This window comes from Geodermatophilus sp. URMC 65, from assembly GCF_053502545.1.
Genome location: NZ_CP199954.1, coordinates 3,880,459 through 3,895,488 on the forward strand (window position 1 = coordinate 3,880,459; position 15,030 = coordinate 3,895,488).

Sequence of the window (15,030 nt, forward strand, 5' to 3'; positions counted from 1 at the left end):
CGACCGCCGGGCAGGTAACCCGCTGTCGTGCACCTCTCCAGCCTGACGCTCAAGGGCTTCAAGTCCTTCGCGTCCGCGACGACCCTGCGCCTCGAGCCGGGGATCACCGCCGTCGTCGGCCCCAACGGCTCCGGGAAGTCCAACGTCGTCGACGCCATCGCCTGGGTCCTGGGCGAGCAGGGTGCCAAGAGCCTGCGCGGCGGCAAGATGGAGGACGTCATCTTCGCCGGCACCGCCGGCCGCCCGGCCCTCGGCCGGGCCGAGGTGACCCTCACCATCGACAACGCCGACGGCGCCCTGCCGATCGACTACACCGAGGTCTCGATCACCCGGCGGATGTACCGCTCCGGGGAGAGCGAGTACGAGATCAACGGGGACAAGGTCCGGCTGCTCGACGTCCAGGAGCTGCTCAGCGACTCCGGCATCGGCCGCGAGATGCACGTCATCGTCGGTCAGGGCCAGCTCGACGCCGTCCTGTCCGGTCGCCCCGAGGACCGCCGCGCCTTCATCGAGGAGGCGGCCGGCGTCCTCAAGCACCGCAAGCGCAAGGAGAAGGCGCTCCGCAAGCTCGACGCGATGCAGGCCAACCTCGACCGGCTGGCCGACCTCACCGCCGAGCTGCGCCGCCAGCTGAAGCCGCTGGGCCGGCAGGCCGAGGTCGCCCGCCGCGCGGCCGGCGTGCAGGCCGACCTCCGCGACGCGCGGCTGCGGCTGCTCGCCGACGACCTGGTGCAGCTGCGCGACGCGCTGGACAGGGACGTCGCCGACGAGACCGCCGCCCGCGCGCGGCGTACCGTCGTCGAGGCCGACCTGGCGCGGACCTCGGCGCGCGAGTCGGCGCTGGAGAGCGACCTCGCCGCGAACGCCCCGCTGCTGGCCGCCGCCCAGGACACCTGGTACCGGCTCTCCGCCCTCACCGAGCGCTTCCGCGGCATCGCGCAGCTGGCCGCCGAGCGGCACCGCCACCTCTCCGCCGCGCCGCCCGCGGCCGCCGCCGGCCGGGACCCCGACCAGCTCGAGGCGGAGGCCGACCGGGTCGCCGCCACCGAGGCCCAGCTCGCCGCCGGGCTGGAGGCCGAGCGCGGCCGGCTGGCCGCCGCCGTCGCCGCCCGCACCGAGGTCGAGGCCGCGCTCGCCGAGGCAGAGCGGGCCTGGGTCGCCGCCGCCCGCGCGCTGGCCGACCGCCGCGAGGGCCTGGCCCGGCTCTCCGGCCAGGTGGCCGCCGCCCGATCCCACGTCGCCGCCGGCGAGTCGGAGATCGAGCGCCTGGCGCTGGCCGCCGGTGAGGCCGCCGACCGCGCCGAGGTCGCCGCCGAGCGGCTGGCCGAGCGCCGCGAGGCGGTCGCCGAGCAGGAGGACGGCGACGTCGCCCTCGTCACCGCGCACCAGGACGCCGTCGCCGCGCACGCCGAGGCCGCGAAGGCCGTGACCGAGCTGGTCGCCGCCGAGCGGGCCGCCGAGCGCGACCGGGCCTCCGCGCAGGCCCGGCGCGACACCCTCGCCCAGGGGCTGTCCCCCGCCGACGGTGCGGCCGCGGTGCTCGCCGCGGGGCTGCCGGGCGTGCTGGGCCCGGTGACCGAGCGGGTCACCGTCGCACCCGGCGCCGAGGTCGCGCTGTCCGCGGCCCTGGCCGGCATGGCCGACGCGCTCGTCGTCGACTCCGTCGCCGGTGCCGCCGCCGCGCTCGCCCACCTCAAGGACGTCGACGGCGGCCGGGCCGGGCTGCTGGTCACCGGCGGCCTGCCCGCGCTGCCGCGCGAGGGCTGGCCGCAGCTGCCCGAGGGCGTGCGCTGGGCCCGCGACCTCGTCGACGCCCCCGAGGAGCTGCACCCCGCCCTGGACCGCGCGCTGGACCGCGTCGCCGTCGTGCCCTCGCTGGACGTCGCCGTCACCCTCGTCGGCCGCCACCCGCGGGTGCGGGCGGTGACCGCGGACGGTGACCTGGTCGGCTCGGACTGGTCGGTCGGCGGCCAGGCCGACGCGCCGTCGGGCCTGGAGGTCCGCGCCCGGGTGGACGACGCCGAGCGGGAGCTGGCCGCCGCGTCCGCGCGGGCCGCCGACCTGGCCGACCGGCTGGCCGCCGCGCGGGAGAGCGCCCGCGCGCGCTCCGCCGACGTCGACGAGGCCCTGGCCGCCCGCCAGGCCGCCGACCGCAGCCGCTCCGCCGTCGCCGCGCAGCTGGCCGAGCTGGGCGCGGCCGCCCGGTCGGCCACCGCCGAGGCCGAGCGCTCCGCGGCCGCCCGGGTGCGCGCCGAGCAGGCGCTCGAGCAGGCGCAGACCGCGCTCGCCGGGCTGGCGGAGCGGCTCGCCCAGGCCGAGGCCGCGCCGGTCGAGGAGGAGCCCGACCCCGCCGAGCGGGATCGGCTGCGGCTGGAGGCGGCCGCGGCCCGGCAGGCCGAGACCGAGGCGCGGCTGGCCGTGCGCACCGCCGAGGAGCGGGGCCGGGCGCTGTCCGGGCGCGCGGAGTCGCTCCGCCGGCAGGCCCGCCAGGAGCGGGTCGCCCGCGAGCGCGCCGCCGCGGCCCGCGTCGCTCGCGAGCGCGGTGCGCAGGTCGCCGCCCGCGTGCGGTCCGGCGCGGAGACGGCGCTGACCGCGCTGGCGACGTCCCTGGAGCGGGCGGCCGCGGAGCGCGACGAGCTCGCTCGCGCGCGGACCGCCCGCGAGGCCGAGCTGCTCGAGGTGCGCGCCGCCGTCCGCTCGGCCACGGCGGAGCTGGAGCGGCTGACCGACGAGGTGCACCGCGACGAGGTGGCCCGTGCCGAGCAGCGCTACCGCATCGAGGCGCTGGAGGACCGGGCCGCCGAGGAGTACGGCGTCGACCTGGCCACCCTGCTGGCCGAGTACGGTCCTGCGGCCCCGGTACCGCCCACCCCCGCGCAGCTCGCAGCTGCGCAGGACGCCGGCGAGCCCGAGCCCGACCCGGTGCCCTACGACCGGGCCGCGCAGGAACGCCGCGCCGCGAAGGCCGAGCGCGACCTGGCCACGCTCGGCAAGGTCAACCCGCTGGCGCTGGAGGAGTTCGCGGCGCTCGAGGAGCGGCACGGCTTCCTGGCCACGCAGCTCGAGGACCTCAGGGCCACCCGCCGCGACCTGCTCACCGTCGTCCGCGAGGTCGACGGGCGGATCCACGACGTCTTCGCCTCGGCCTTCGCCGACGTGCAGCGGGAGTTCGAGCAGGTCTTCGCCGTCCTCTTCCCGGGCGGGCACGGCCGGCTGCACCTCACCGACCCCGAGGACATGCTGACCACCGGCGTCGAGGTCGAGGCCCGCCCGCCGGGCAAGAAGGTCAAGCGGCTCTCGCTGCTCTCCGGCGGCGAGCGCTCGCTGACCGCCGTCGCGCTGCTCGTGGCCATCTTCCGGGCCCGGCCCTCGCCGTTCTACGTGCTCGACGAGGTCGAGGCCGCCCTCGACGACGTCAACCTCGGCCGGCTCCTGACCCTCGTCGAGCAGCTCCGCGTGACCTCGCAGCTGATCGTCATCACGCACCAGAAGCGGACGATGGAGATCGCCGACGCGCTCTACGGCGTGAGCATGCGCGGCGACGGCATCACCGGCGTCATCAGTCAGCGACTGCGCGAGGCCGAACCCGCCTGATCGAGGACCTCCCTCCCCGGCCACTCGTGGGAGGACCCCGTCCTCCCCGCCCCTCGCAGGCTCGGGGCGGTGCCCGGGGACGGGGCCGCAGCGGCGGTCGAGGCGCACCCTCAGGTGCGTGGTTCGCGACCGACCGGTTGCCTCGGCTCGTCGAGCAACGGGGTGGGGGCACGGAGCGGCACGTGGACAGCAGCGCCGGCCGTGACCGACCGACGGGCGCCGTCCACGACGACGGTGACCGGCTCCTCGCCGCGCACCAGCCTGACCGTGGTGCCCTCCCGCGTCGTCTCCACGCGCAGCAGCCTGCCGCGCCAGGTGACGGAGTAGGCGGTGCGCGAGAGCGAGGACGGCAGCAGGGGGGCGATCTCGAGGTCCTCGTGGTCCTCCCGCAGCCCACCGAGACCGGCGACGAACGCCAGCCACGCCCCGCCCACGGCAGCCAGGTGCAGGCCGTTCGAGGTGTCGCCCCGGACGTCGCGCAGGTCCACGAGGGCCGCCTCCCGCAGGTAGCGCAGGGCGAGGTCGGGGTGCTGCGCCTGGGCGCACACGACCGCCTGGACTGCGGCCGACAGCGAGGAGTCCCGGACGGTGCGCGCCTCGTAGTAGTCGAGGTCGCGCGCCACCTCCTCGGCCGTGAACTCGTCGCGGCACCACCACAACGCCTGGACGAGGTCGGCCTGCTTGAGCACCTGGCGTCGGTAGAACGTGGCGTAGTGGTGGTGCTCCTGGACCGGGTAGGAGTCGCGCTCGTCCTCGAAGGGCCACTCCCGGTAGCTCGTGAAGTCCTCGTTCATCGGGTGCACGCGCAGGCCCTCGTCCCACGGGACGTGGACGGCCTCCGCCGCGGACCGCCAGGCGGCGGTCTCGGCGTGGTCGACGCCCAGTGCCGACGCGCGCCCCGGCAGCCTCTCGCACACGTCGGCGGCCCACCGGAGGTTGCGCCGGGCCATGAGGTTGGTGAAGACGTTGTCGTCGACGACCCCGGTGTACTCGTCCGGGCCGGTCATGCCGTACAGGTGCCAACCGCCGGCCGCGTCCTCGTGGCCCACCGACATCCACGACCGCGCCGTCTCCACCAGCACCTCCGGCCCCCCGACGGCGTCGAGGTCCCGGCCCGTGACGTTCCCGTGGAGCCAGAAGGCGCGGGCGATGTCGGCGTTGACGTGCATCGCCGCCGTGCTCGCGGGCCAGTACGCCGAGACCTCGGGCCCGCTGATCGTGCGCCACGCGAACGCCGCGCCCTCCATCCCCAGCGTCGCGGCACGCTCCCGGGCGGAGTCGATCGTCCCGGAGCGCCACCGCAGCAGGCGTTCGGCCGCGTCCGGGCGCAGCAGGGTCAAGGCGGGCAGGACGAACCCCTCGACGTCCCAGAAGGTGTGGCCGCTGTACCCGATGCCGGTCAGGCCCTTGGCGCCGACGGGGGCGCCCGAGATGCAGGCGGCGGAGCAGAACAGCTGGAAGACGGTGTAGCGCAGCGCCTGCTGGAGTTCGAGGTCCCCGTCGACCTCGACGTCCGCGGTCGCCCACAGCTCGTCGAGCACGGCACGCTGACCGGCGAGCAGGCCCTCCCACCCGAGGTCGAGTGCGGAGCTCACGGCTGCCGAGGCCTGGCCGAGGACGGTGTCGGACCCGGCGTCGAGCGACCAGTTGTACCCGACGACCTTCACGACCGTGAGGCTCTCTCCGGAGAGCAGGTCGGCGGCGACCGTGGTGACGACGTGCTGCTCGTCGACGTGCGTGCTCACCCGCCCGCCGTCGACCTCGTGACCGACCGCGGTCGCGACCGTGATGCCCGACCGGCGCGTCCGTTCCACCAGAGCGCCGCCACCGTGCGCGTTGCCGATCTGGGCGCGCGGCTCGAAGGCCTCGTCCAGGCATTCCGCGACGCGCGGGTCGTCGTTGTCCACGCCCGCCGGCGTCACCTCCCCGGCGGCCAGTTCGGACCGGACGACCACGTGCGCGGGCCCGTCCAGGACGCGGACCTCGTACCGCACCGCGCAGACCGACCGCTCCACGAGGGAGACGAGCCGCCGCGAGGACACCTCCACCGAGGTGCCCGACGGCGACGTCCAGCGCACGCGGCGGTCGAGCGTCCCGGCGCGCAGGTCGAGCGTGCGCTCGTGGACCTGCGGCCGGACCTCTCGCACGTCCAGCGGGATCCCGTCGACGAGGAGGCGCAGCGGCGTGCCGTCCGCGACGGTGAGCAGCGCCTGCCCCTCCTCGGGGTGCCCGTAACCGCCCTCGGGATAGGACAGCGGGTGGGTCTCGTACACCCCGGACAGGTAGGTGCTCCGCATGGCGGAGGGCTCGACCTCGTCGAGCGTCCCCCGGATCCCGACGAAGCCGTTCGAGAGACTGAAGACCGACTCGGCGACGGCGAGCGTCTCGGGGTCCACGCGCGGCTCGCGGACCTGCCACGGGGCGGTGTCGAGGGTGGGGGCGGCCACGTACGGTCCTCGCTCGCGTCGTCCGGCAATGAGGCGGACGCCCAGGGCCGGCGTCCGCCCCCTGTCCTACCGGTCAGCACAACCCGGCGCGATCCGGGGCGGCGGACGTCCCGCCGCAGGAGCGCCGCTCGTCCAGACGACGCAGCAGGCGGCACACGTCGAGCGCGCGACCCGCTGTGCGCGACTTCAGACCCCTGACTGCACCTGCAGGTCGACGACCAGGGGCAGGTGGTCGGAGGCGCCGGCGCCGTCGAGCACGTGCGCGCGGGCCACCCCGACGCCGGGGGAGACCCACACCTGGTCGATCCGCCGGTGCGGGCGCCGGGCCGGGTGCGTCTCGCCGTGCCGGGCGTGCCAGAAGCGCCAGCCGGCCCGGTCCTCGCGGTCGGGGGCCAGCTCCCAGGCGTCGGCGAACCGCCCGGTCAGCGGAGCCAGCTCCGGGGCACCCGGGTCGGCGTTGAAGTCCCCGACGAGGACGCCGGTCTGCATCGGCCCGGTGTGCAGCTGCGCGATCGCGGCGAGCTGCTCGGCGCGCTCCTGCGGCGAGCGGGTGGACAGATGGGTGGTCGTCACCCACAGCGCGGCGCCGTCGAGTTCGACCATGGTCCGCAGCGCGCTCCGCGGCTCGCCGCTGCCGGGCAGCGGGTGGACGTCGCTGACGAGGATCGGCAGCCGCGACAGCAGCGCGTTGCCGTACTGCCGGCGCAGCCCCTCCTCCCGGCGCGGCTCGTCGATCGCCGGGCCCCAGGCCAGCTGCATGTCCAGCGCCCGGGAGAGCAGCAGCGCCTGGTCGACGTCCTCACTGCGCCCGCCGTAGTACCGGTCCACCTCCTGCAGGCAGATGAGGTCGGCGTCGGCCGCGGCGAGCACCGTTGCCAGCCGCGGCAGGTCGTGCCGGCCGTCGTCCCCGACGCCGTGGTGGGTGTTGAAGGTGATCAGCCGCACCGGGATCGGCGGCTGGTCGGGGCCCGGAGCGGGCCGCGTGCCGAGGGGGTCGCTCACCTCGTCAGCCTGTCACCTCCGCCGGGACCGGGTCCGACAGCGGCAGGTCGGCGACCAGCTCCAGCCGCTCCTGGCCCGCGTCGTCCCGGTGGGTGACGAACAGCCGGAAGGAAGCGTCCCGGTCGTGCAGGACCAGCTCGCCGAGCTGGTTGCCGAAGTACGGGCCGGCCTGCTTGGCCCAGTCCAGCTCCGACGGGCGGACCCGCGCCAGGCGGGACAGCCCCGTGGTCAGCCGGCGGGCCCAGCGGCTCCAGCCGATCCGGAAGCCCACCTTGATGGGGTGCGGCGCCTGGTTGTGCAGCGGCGACACGGTCAGCTGGTGCACCCGCGTGGCCAGACCGTCGGGGGCCACGAGCTCGGCGGCGTAGGCGTGGTGGACGTCGCCGGAGAGGACCAGCGCGGTCGCCGGCGCCCGGCCCTGCTCGCCCCGGGCCAGCCCGACCAGGGCACGGCCCAGCCGCTCGAAGGAGTCGCCGAACGCCGCCCAGTGCTCGAGGTCGGCGGCCTGCCGGAGCTGCTCGGAGACCCAGCCCAGCGGACGGCCCAGGTGCCGCCGGACGAGCGTCTCGTTCCACCGCTCCACCTCGTGGATGGCGTGCGGCAGCAGCCACGGCAGCGAGGTGCCCAGCACCAGGTGCTCGACGCCCTCGTCGACGGCGCGGCGCATCGCCGCCTCGACCCAGCTGAACTCGTCCTCGTCGAGCATCCCCCGCGCGGACTCGTCCAGCACCCGGCCGGCCCGGCTGTCGACCATGATCATCCGCGCCTCGCCCCAGTGCCGCACGTAGCTCCAGCGGGCCGAGCGCGGATCCCGGTCGGCGGTCTCGGCCATCGCCTGCAGCACCGGCTCGGCCTCGTCCCGGTGCTCCTGCACCGCCTGCCAGGTGGCGTTCCCGGCCAGCTCCTGGGGGCTGAGGTTGCCCAGGTGCTGGTAGACCCAGTAGCTGACCAGGCCGCCGCAGATCCGGCGGGTCCACCAGTCCTGCCCGGTCACCTTGCGGCGCCAGGCGGCGGAGGTGTTCCAGTCGTCGATCATCTCGTGGTCGTCGAAGATCATCGAGGACGGGACGGTGGACAGCAGCCAGCGCACCTGCGGGTCGCTCCAGGACTCCGCGTAGAGCCGGGTGTACTCCTCGAAGTCGTCGACCTGGGAGTCCTCCGGGGCCGGTCGCTGCCGGCGCAGCGACAGCCAGTGCCGGGTCGCCGGCGTCAGCTCGTCGGCGTAGACCTGGTCGCCCAGCAGCACCAGCGCGTCGGGCCACTCCTCCTCCGGCTGCTCCCTGAGCTGCGCGGCGTAGGTGTCCAGCGCGTCGGGCGGGATGCCCTCGGCGGCGTCGACGGTGCTGGGGGTGGCGTAGCGGCAGGAGCCGAACGCGATGCGGAAGGGGCCGGGCCGCCCCGGCGTCCGGATGCGGCCGGGCGGGAAGGTGGACGACGCCTCGGGCCACACGCGCGCGCCGTCGAGGTGCACCTCGTAGGGCGTGACGCTGCCCGGTTCGAGCCCCTCGACGACGACGAGGGCGTAGTGGTGGCCGCTCACGCAGAAGGTGCGGGCGCAGCGGCCGAGCACCGTCACCTCGCAGGGCCGGTCGGTCTCCACCCACACGGTCGCCGACACCGGGTCGACGTGCCGCAGGAGGGGACCGAGGAGGAGGACCGGGTTCTCCCGGCCGGGCAGCGGCATGCCGCCCAGGGTGGCCCACCGCCGCGGGTTCCGCAGCGACCCCGCACACGGGTGCTGGGAGACTGAGGGCCATGGAGTTCGTGCTGATCGCGATCGCGATCCTGCTCGTCGGGCTGGTCCTCGGGGTCAGCCTGCTCGTCGGTCGCGGCCGGCGGACCACCCGGCTGGACGACGATGCCGCTGCCGGCACCACGCTGACCCGGCCGCGCCCGCCCACGCCGACGACGGAGGCGCCGCCCCGGCCCTCGGGGGCGACGGCCAGCGGGATGGGGACGACGGCCGAGCCGGACGCCGTCTCGCCCGAGGCACCGCCCGAGGTCGAGCTGCCCCCGGCCGCCCCGGAGCCCGGCCTGGTCTTCGAGACCCCGCCGCCGTCGGCCGGCCGACTGGTACGGCTGCGCTCCCGGCTGGCCCGCTCGCAGTCGAACCTGGGCCGCGGCCTGCTCACCGTCCTCGCCCGCGAGCGGCTGACCGAGGACGACTGGGAGGAGGTCGAGGAGACCCTGCTGGCCGCCGACGTCGGCGTGGCCGCCACCCAGCAGATCGTCGACCGGCTGCGCACACAGTCGATGGTGCTGGCCACCGCCTCCGGCCAGGACCTGCGGCAGCTGCTGGTCCGGGAGCTGACGGCCGTGCTCGGCCCCGACCTCGACCGCAGCCTCGGCGTGGACCGGCACGACGGCCGGCCGGGCATCGTCCTGGTCGTCGGCGTCAACGGCGCAGGCAAGACGACCACGGTCGGCAAGATCGCCCGCGTCCTCGTCGGCGACGGCAAGAGCGTCGTCCTGGGTGCCGCCGACACCTTCCGCGCCGCCGCCGCCGACCAGCTGGAGACCTGGGGCGAGCGGGTCGGCGTCCTCACCGTGCGCGGTCGCGAGGGGGCCGACCCGGCGTCGGTGGCCTTCGACGCGGCGCGCACCGGGATCGAGGGCGAGGTCGACACCGTCGTGATCGACACCGCCGGCCGGCTGCACACCAAGGGCGGCCTGATGGACGAGCTCGGCAAGATCAAGCGGGTCGTCGAGAAGGTCGCGCCGGTGACCGAGGTGCTGCTGGTCCTCGACGCCACGACCGGCCAGAACGGCGTCGTCCAGGCCCGCGTGTTCACCGAGGCGGTGACCGTGACCGGCGTCGTCCTCACCAAGCTCGACGGCACCGCCAGGGGCGGCATCGTCGTCTCGGTGCAGCGCGAGCTCGGCATCCCGGTCAAGCTCGTCGGGCTGGGGGAGGGGGCCGACGACCTGGCGCCCTTCGAGCCGGAGGCCTTCGCGGAGGCCCTGGTCGGCGGGGCGGACTGAGGGGGGACCCCCTGCCCCGCCCCGCTCGCCGGAGGACCCCGTCCCTCTCACCCCTCGCAGGCTCGGGGTGGGCTTCCGGACGGGGCCGGCGTGGTCCTGCAGGGGGCCGCGGCCTCCGCATCCGGGGTGGTCCGCGGGAGCAGGTGCAGCACCAGCGTCTGCGGCGGGTCGGGGACGACGGTGACGCCCCGCAGGCCGCGCACCGCGTCGGCGACCTCGCGGGCGCGCTGCACGGAGGACGGCCTGGGCGGTGGCCGCCGGCGCAGGGGTCAGTCCCGTCGGGCCCTGGCCCGGTCGGGCACGGTCCGCGGGTCGAACCCGTAGGGCAGCTCCAGCCGGTGGCGGGCGAGCAGGTCGGGGTCGGCGAGCAGCTCGCGGGTCGGCCCGTCGGCGACCACGACCCCGCCGTCGAGGACGACCGAGCGCGGGCACAGCTGCAGGGCGTAGGGCAGGTCGTGGGTGACCATCAGCACCGTCACCGGCAGCGACTCGAGAACCTCGGCCAGCTCGCGCCGTCCGGCGGGGTCGAGGTTGGACGACGGCTCGTCGAGCACCAGGACCTCCGGGTGCATCGACAGCACCGTGGCGACGGCGACCCGCCGCCGCTGGCCGAAGGAGAGGTGGTGCGGCGGCCGGTCGGCGTAGCCGGACATGCCCACGGCACCCAGGGCCTCGACGACCCGGCGGGCGACCTCCGGCTCCGGCAGGCCGAGGTTGCGCGGGCCGAACGCGACGTCCTCGCCGACGGTGGGCATGAACAGCTGGTCGTCGGGGTCCTGGAAGACGATGCCGACCCGCCGCCGGACCTCCTGCAGGTTCCGCCGGTCGACCGGCAACCCGGCCACGTGCACGCTGCCGCGCCCGCCGGCGAGGATGCCGTTGAGGTGCAGCACCAGCGTGGTCTTGCCGGCGCCGTTGGGCCCGAGCAGCGCCACCCGCTCGCCGCGCTCGACGCGCAGGTCGACGCCGTAGAGCGCCTGGTGCCCGTCGGGGTAGGCGAAGGCGAGGTCCTCGACCAGCAGGGGGGGCTCCGGACGGGGGGAGCCCTGCGGGGAGGGAGCCTCCTGCGCGGCGCTCACCCGAGGAGCAGCCCGGTCGCCAGGACAGCGGCGGCACCCAGCGGGAGGGCGAGGGCGGTCAGCCACGCCCGGGCGGGCACCGCTGCGACCGGCGCACCGGGCATCCGGCCGGTGTAGCCCCGCGACAGCATCGCCAGGTGCACCCGCTCGCCGCGCTCGTAGGAACGGACGAACAGCGAGCCCGCTGCCGGGCCCAGCACGCGCAGCGCCGAGAGGTTGCGGCCCACGAAGCCGCGGGACTCCCGGGCCACCCGCATCCGGTGCAGCTCACCGCCGACCACGTCGGCGTACCGGATCATGAACATCAGGATCTGCACGAGCAGCGAGGGCAGCCGCAACCGCTCGAGCCCGGTCAGCAGCGCCCGCGGCTCGGTGGTCGCCGAGAGGACGACGGCGGCGAGCACCGACAGCGTCGCCTTGGCCAGCAGCCCGCCGGCGGCGACCAGGCCGCTCTCGGAGAGCGTGAGGCCGGCGACCTCCACGCGCGGCCCCTGTGCCACGAAGGGCAGCAGCACGGCGAACAGCACGAACGGCACCTCGATCGCCAGCCCCCTGGCGAGCCGGGTCGGTCCGACGCCGGCCACCGCGGCGGCGAGGAGGACCAGCGCCAGGTACCCGCCGTAGGCGGCCCAGGCCCAGCCGGCGTGCACGGGGGTGGCCACGACGACCAGCGCGAAGCCGAGGACGGCGACGAGCTTGAGGTGCGGCTCCAGGCGGTGCACCGGGCTGGACCCGGCGACGTAGGCCGCGCCCAGGACGCCGCCGTGCACTGCGGTCACGTCAGTCCTCCGCGGTCGCGTCGGACCGGCCGCGGCGGCGCAGCAGGAGCGAGAGGCCCCCGGCGAGCGCGAGGGTCACCAGGACGCCGATGACCCCGGCCAGCCCGCCGGAGAGGCGCTCGGAGTCGACGCCGGAGACGCCGTAGTCGGCCAGCGGCGAGGTCGCGGCCGCGCTGTCCTGGGCGCTGCCCAGGAAGCCGGACCGCTCGGCGGCCCACTCCAACCCGTCGGGGGAGGCGCTGGCGTAGTAGCTGACGACCCCGGCCACGACCAGGGCGGCGATCAGCCCGACGACCCACAGGGTGCGGCCCCGGCGGGACGTGCGCACCGGGCTGCCGTTCACCGGGCGCCCGCCGGCACCGACGCGGGCCGCTCGGCCAGCAGGGTGGCCCGGCGCAGCGCCCGGGCGCCGTACACCAGGTCGGGGCGGACGGCGAGGACCGCGCCGACGACCGCCACCGTGATCGCCGCCTCGCCGAGCCCGATGAGCACGTGCACGCCGCCCATGGCCGCGGCCACCGTGCCCACGGGCACGTCGGCGACCCCGCCGACCGCGAACAGGCCGACGAAGACCAGCGCCGCGACCGGCACCGAGAGGAACGCGCCCACGCCGGCCGCGGTCAGCACGCCGCCGCGCGTCGTGGGCAGCAACCGCGCCAGCAACCGGAAGGCACCCCAGCCGACCGCGACGGCGACCAGGCCCAGCAGGGTCACGTTGGTGCCCAGCGCGGTGAGCCCGCCGTCGGCGAACAACAACGCCTGGACGACGAGGACGACCGTCATGCAGAGCACCGCCGTCCACGGGCCGACCAGGACGGCGGCGAGCAGGCCGCCCATCAGGTGCCCGCTGGTGCCCGCGCCGACCGGGAAGTTGACCATCTGGACGGCGAAGACGAAGGCGGCGGTGAGGCCGGCCAGGGGAGCGGTGCGCTCGTCCAGCTCGCGCCGCGCGCCGCGGAGGGCCACGGCGACGCCGCCGGCGGCCACGGCCGCGGTGGCGGCGGACGTCGGGGCGTCGAGGAACCCGTCGGGTACGTGCACGCTGCCTCCTCGGGAGCTCGCCCGGCCTGGGACGGCGAGCGACTGACGCGACCTTATTGCAGGCGACTCGCAGTTGCACACGTCTTGCAACAAGGCGCGACGGACCCCATCGGGGGGAGACGCAACACGGCCGGAACACAGGAGCCGGACACGCGGCCGGGAGTTCACCGCACGGAAACAGCGGCGCGCCGGTCGCCGAAACGTGCCGACGGCACCGTGAACGCCACGTCGCCCCCTCCTGGGAGGGAGCGCCGCTCAGCCCCTCGGCCCGGGGCGTCGCCCGACGTCCCGGCCCCGCCCCGTGGCCCGCCCTCGACGCGGGCCACACCGATCCGTCAGGAGGTTGCCGTGGACACCGGCGACACCGCGTGGGTCCTGGCCAGCGCCGCCCTGGTGCTGTTCATGACACCCGGCCTGGCGCTCTTCTACGGCGGCATGGTCCGCGCGAAGAGCGTCCTCAACATGATGATGATGAGCTTCGGCGCACTCGCGCTGATCAGCGTGCTGTGGGTGCTCTACGGCTACTCGATGGCCTTCGGCGACGACATCGGCGGCGGCCTGCTGGGCGACCCGCTGGAGTTCTTCGGGCTCTCCTCGCTGCTGGGCACCAGCGGTCTGGACGGCGGCTTCCAGCCCGAGAGCCTGGTCTTCACGGTGCCCTCGATGGCCTTCGTCGCCTTCCAGGCGATGTTCGCCATCCTCACCGTCGCGCTCATCTCCGGTGCCATCGCCGACCGAGCCCGCTTCGGCCCGTGGATGGTCTTCGCCGGCGTCTGGGCGACGCTGGTCTACTTCCCGGTCGCGCACTGGGTCTTCGCCTTCGACGGCGCGGAGTCCGAGACGGGTGGCTGGATCGCCAACGACCTGCTGGCCATCGACTTCGCCGGCGGCACCGCGGTGCACATCAACGCCGGTGCGGCGGGCCTGGCGCTGGCCCTGGTGCTGGGCAAGCGGCGCGGCTTCGGGCGCGACCCGATGCGGCCGCACAACCTGCCGCTGGTGATGATCGGCGCCGGCATCCTGTGGTTCGGGTGGTTCGGCTTCAACGCCGGCTCCGCGCTGGCCGCCAACGGGCAGGCCGCCGAGGTCTTCGTGACCACGCTGGTCGCCACGGGTGCGGCGGTCCTGGGCTGGCTGCTGGTCGAGAAGCTGCGTGACGGCCACGCCACCTCCCTCGGTGCCGCCTCCGGCGTCGTCGCCGGCCTGGTCGCCATCACCCCGGCCTGCTCGTCGGTGACGCCGATCGGGGCGATCCTCATCGGCCTGGTCGCCGGTGTCGTCTGCGCACTGGCGGTGGGCCTGAAGTACCGCCTGGGCTACGACGACTCGCTCGACGTCGTCGGCGTCCACCTCGTCGGTGGCCTGTGGGGCACCCTGGCGGTGGGCCTGTTCGCCTCGGCGAGCACCACGGCCGGTGTCGACGGCCTCCTCTACGGCGGCGGTCTGGACCAGCTGTGGCGGCAGGCGCTGGGCGCCGGCGTCGTGCTGGTCTACTCGTTCGTCCTCACCCTGGTGATCGGCGTCGTCATCGCCAAGACCATGCGCTTCCGGGTGGCCGAGGAGGACGAGGTGACCGGCATCGACTCGGTCGTGCACGCTGAGACGGGCTACGACCTCGACTCCCTCGGCGGAGGGCGCAGCGCCCCTCTGACGGTCGGCGCCCAGGCGCACGCCGAGGCCCGTGGCACCACCGTTCCCACCGAGAGGAGCCGGGCGTGAAGCTCGTCACCGCCATCGTCAAGCCGTTCAAGCTCGACGACGTCAAGAACGCCCTCGAGCTGATCGGCATCGCCGGGCTCACCGTCAGCGAGGTCCAGGGCTTCGGCCGCCAGCGGGGACACACCGAGGTCTACCGCGGGGCGGAGTACCAGGTCGACTTCGTACCGAAGGTCCGCATCGAGGTCGTCGTCGACGAGATCGAGGCCGCCCGCGTCGTCGACGCGATCGTCGAGGCAGCCTCCACCGGCCAGATCGGCGACGGGAAGGTGTGGGTGACCACGATCGACGAGATCGTGCGCGTCCGCACCGGCGAGCGCGGCGCCGACGCCCTGTAGCGGAGGGACCCCGTCCTCCTCACGCCTCGCATGCTCGGCGCGAGCCACGGGA

At 75.5% G+C, this 15,030-nt stretch carries 12 protein-coding genes; 4 read left to right on the forward strand and 8 right to left on the reverse strand.

Going from position 1 to position 15,030, the window contains the following annotated elements; genetic code table 11:
* The first annotated feature begins 27 nt into the window (after window positions 1–27).
* Window positions 28–3,594 (forward strand): chromosome segregation protein SMC, encoded by a 3,567-nt coding sequence (gene smc / locus ACWIX7_RS18825; protein WP_448617940.1) that lies wholly within the window; start codon window positions 28–30, stop codon window positions 3,592–3,594.
* Between the two features lie 110 nt (window positions 3,595–3,704).
* Here the strand turns inward: smc and ACWIX7_RS18830 are convergent, their stop codons facing one another.
* The 3 genes from ACWIX7_RS18830 to ACWIX7_RS18840 all read right to left on the reverse strand — a co-directional run bounded on the left by ACWIX7_RS18830 (window position 3,705) and on the right by ACWIX7_RS18840 (window position 8,727).
* Window positions 3,705–6,041 (reverse strand): glycoside hydrolase family 65 protein, encoded by a 2,337-nt coding sequence (locus ACWIX7_RS18830; protein ID WP_448617941.1) that lies wholly within the window; start codon window positions 6,039–6,041, stop codon window positions 3,705–3,707.
* 186 nt (window positions 6,042–6,227) lie between these two features.
* Window positions 6,228–7,043 (reverse strand): endonuclease/exonuclease/phosphatase family protein, encoded by an 816-nt coding sequence (locus tag ACWIX7_RS18835; protein WP_448617942.1) that lies wholly within the window; start codon window positions 7,041–7,043, stop codon window positions 6,228–6,230.
* A 4-nt stretch (window positions 7,044–7,047) separates the two neighbouring features.
* A complete protein-coding gene (locus tag ACWIX7_RS18840) occupies window positions 7,048–8,727 on the reverse strand; it encodes an alkaline phosphatase D family protein (protein ID WP_448617943.1) in 1,680 nt (559 codons plus the stop codon).
* 71 nt (window positions 8,728–8,798) lie between these two features.
* Between ACWIX7_RS18840 and ftsY the strand changes: the two genes are divergently transcribed.
* Window positions 8,799–10,025, forward strand: a complete 1,227-nt coding sequence (gene ftsY / locus ACWIX7_RS18845; protein WP_448617944.1) for a signal recognition particle-docking protein FtsY — start codon at window positions 8,799–8,801, stop codon at window positions 10,023–10,025.
* A 47-nt stretch (window positions 10,026–10,072) separates the two neighbouring features.
* Here ftsY and ACWIX7_RS18850 read toward each other — a convergent pair whose 3' ends face one another.
* Genes ACWIX7_RS18850 through ACWIX7_RS18870 form a run of 5 tightly spaced genes read right to left on the reverse strand, consistent with a single transcriptional unit; the run spans window position 10,073 to window position 12,924 of the window.
* Window positions 10,073–10,258, reverse strand: coding sequence for a hypothetical protein (locus ACWIX7_RS18850; RefSeq protein WP_448617945.1), 186 nt, complete (start codon window positions 10,256–10,258; stop codon window positions 10,073–10,075).
* A gap of 36 nt (window positions 10,259–10,294) precedes the next feature.
* Window positions 10,295–11,104, reverse strand: coding sequence for an energy-coupling factor ABC transporter ATP-binding protein (locus ACWIX7_RS18855; protein WP_448617946.1), 810 nt, complete (start codon window positions 11,102–11,104; stop codon window positions 10,295–10,297).
* Window positions 11,101–11,883, reverse strand: a complete 783-nt coding sequence (cbiQ, locus tag ACWIX7_RS18860; protein WP_448617947.1) for a cobalt ECF transporter T component CbiQ — start codon at window positions 11,881–11,883, stop codon at window positions 11,101–11,103. The genes ACWIX7_RS18855 and cbiQ overlap by 4 nt, the downstream gene beginning before the upstream one ends.
* A gap of 1 nt (window position 11,884) precedes the next feature.
* Window positions 11,885–12,226 carry a PDGLE domain-containing protein gene (locus ACWIX7_RS18865; RefSeq protein ID WP_448617948.1) on the reverse strand — a complete coding sequence of 114 codons (342 nt, stop codon included), beginning with the start codon at window positions 12,224–12,226 and terminating at the stop codon, window positions 11,885–11,887.
* Window positions 12,223–12,924, reverse strand: a complete 702-nt coding sequence (locus ACWIX7_RS18870; RefSeq protein ID WP_448617949.1) for an energy-coupling factor ABC transporter permease — start codon at window positions 12,922–12,924, stop codon at window positions 12,223–12,225. Before ACWIX7_RS18870 ends, ACWIX7_RS18865 begins: the two co-directional genes overlap by 4 nt.
* Before the next feature lie 348 nt (window positions 12,925–13,272).
* Here ACWIX7_RS18870 and ACWIX7_RS18875 point away from each other — a divergent pair, with 348 nt between their 5' ends.
* Entirely contained in the window at window positions 13,273–14,643 is a 1,371-nt protein-coding gene (locus ACWIX7_RS18875) for an ammonium transporter (RefSeq protein ID WP_448617950.1), read from the forward strand.
* Window positions 14,640–14,978, forward strand: a complete 339-nt coding sequence (locus tag ACWIX7_RS18880) for a P-II family nitrogen regulator (protein WP_091382564.1) — start codon at window positions 14,640–14,642, stop codon at window positions 14,976–14,978. The genes ACWIX7_RS18875 and ACWIX7_RS18880 overlap by 4 nt, the downstream gene beginning before the upstream one ends.
* Window positions 14,979–15,030: the final 52 nt, after the last annotated feature.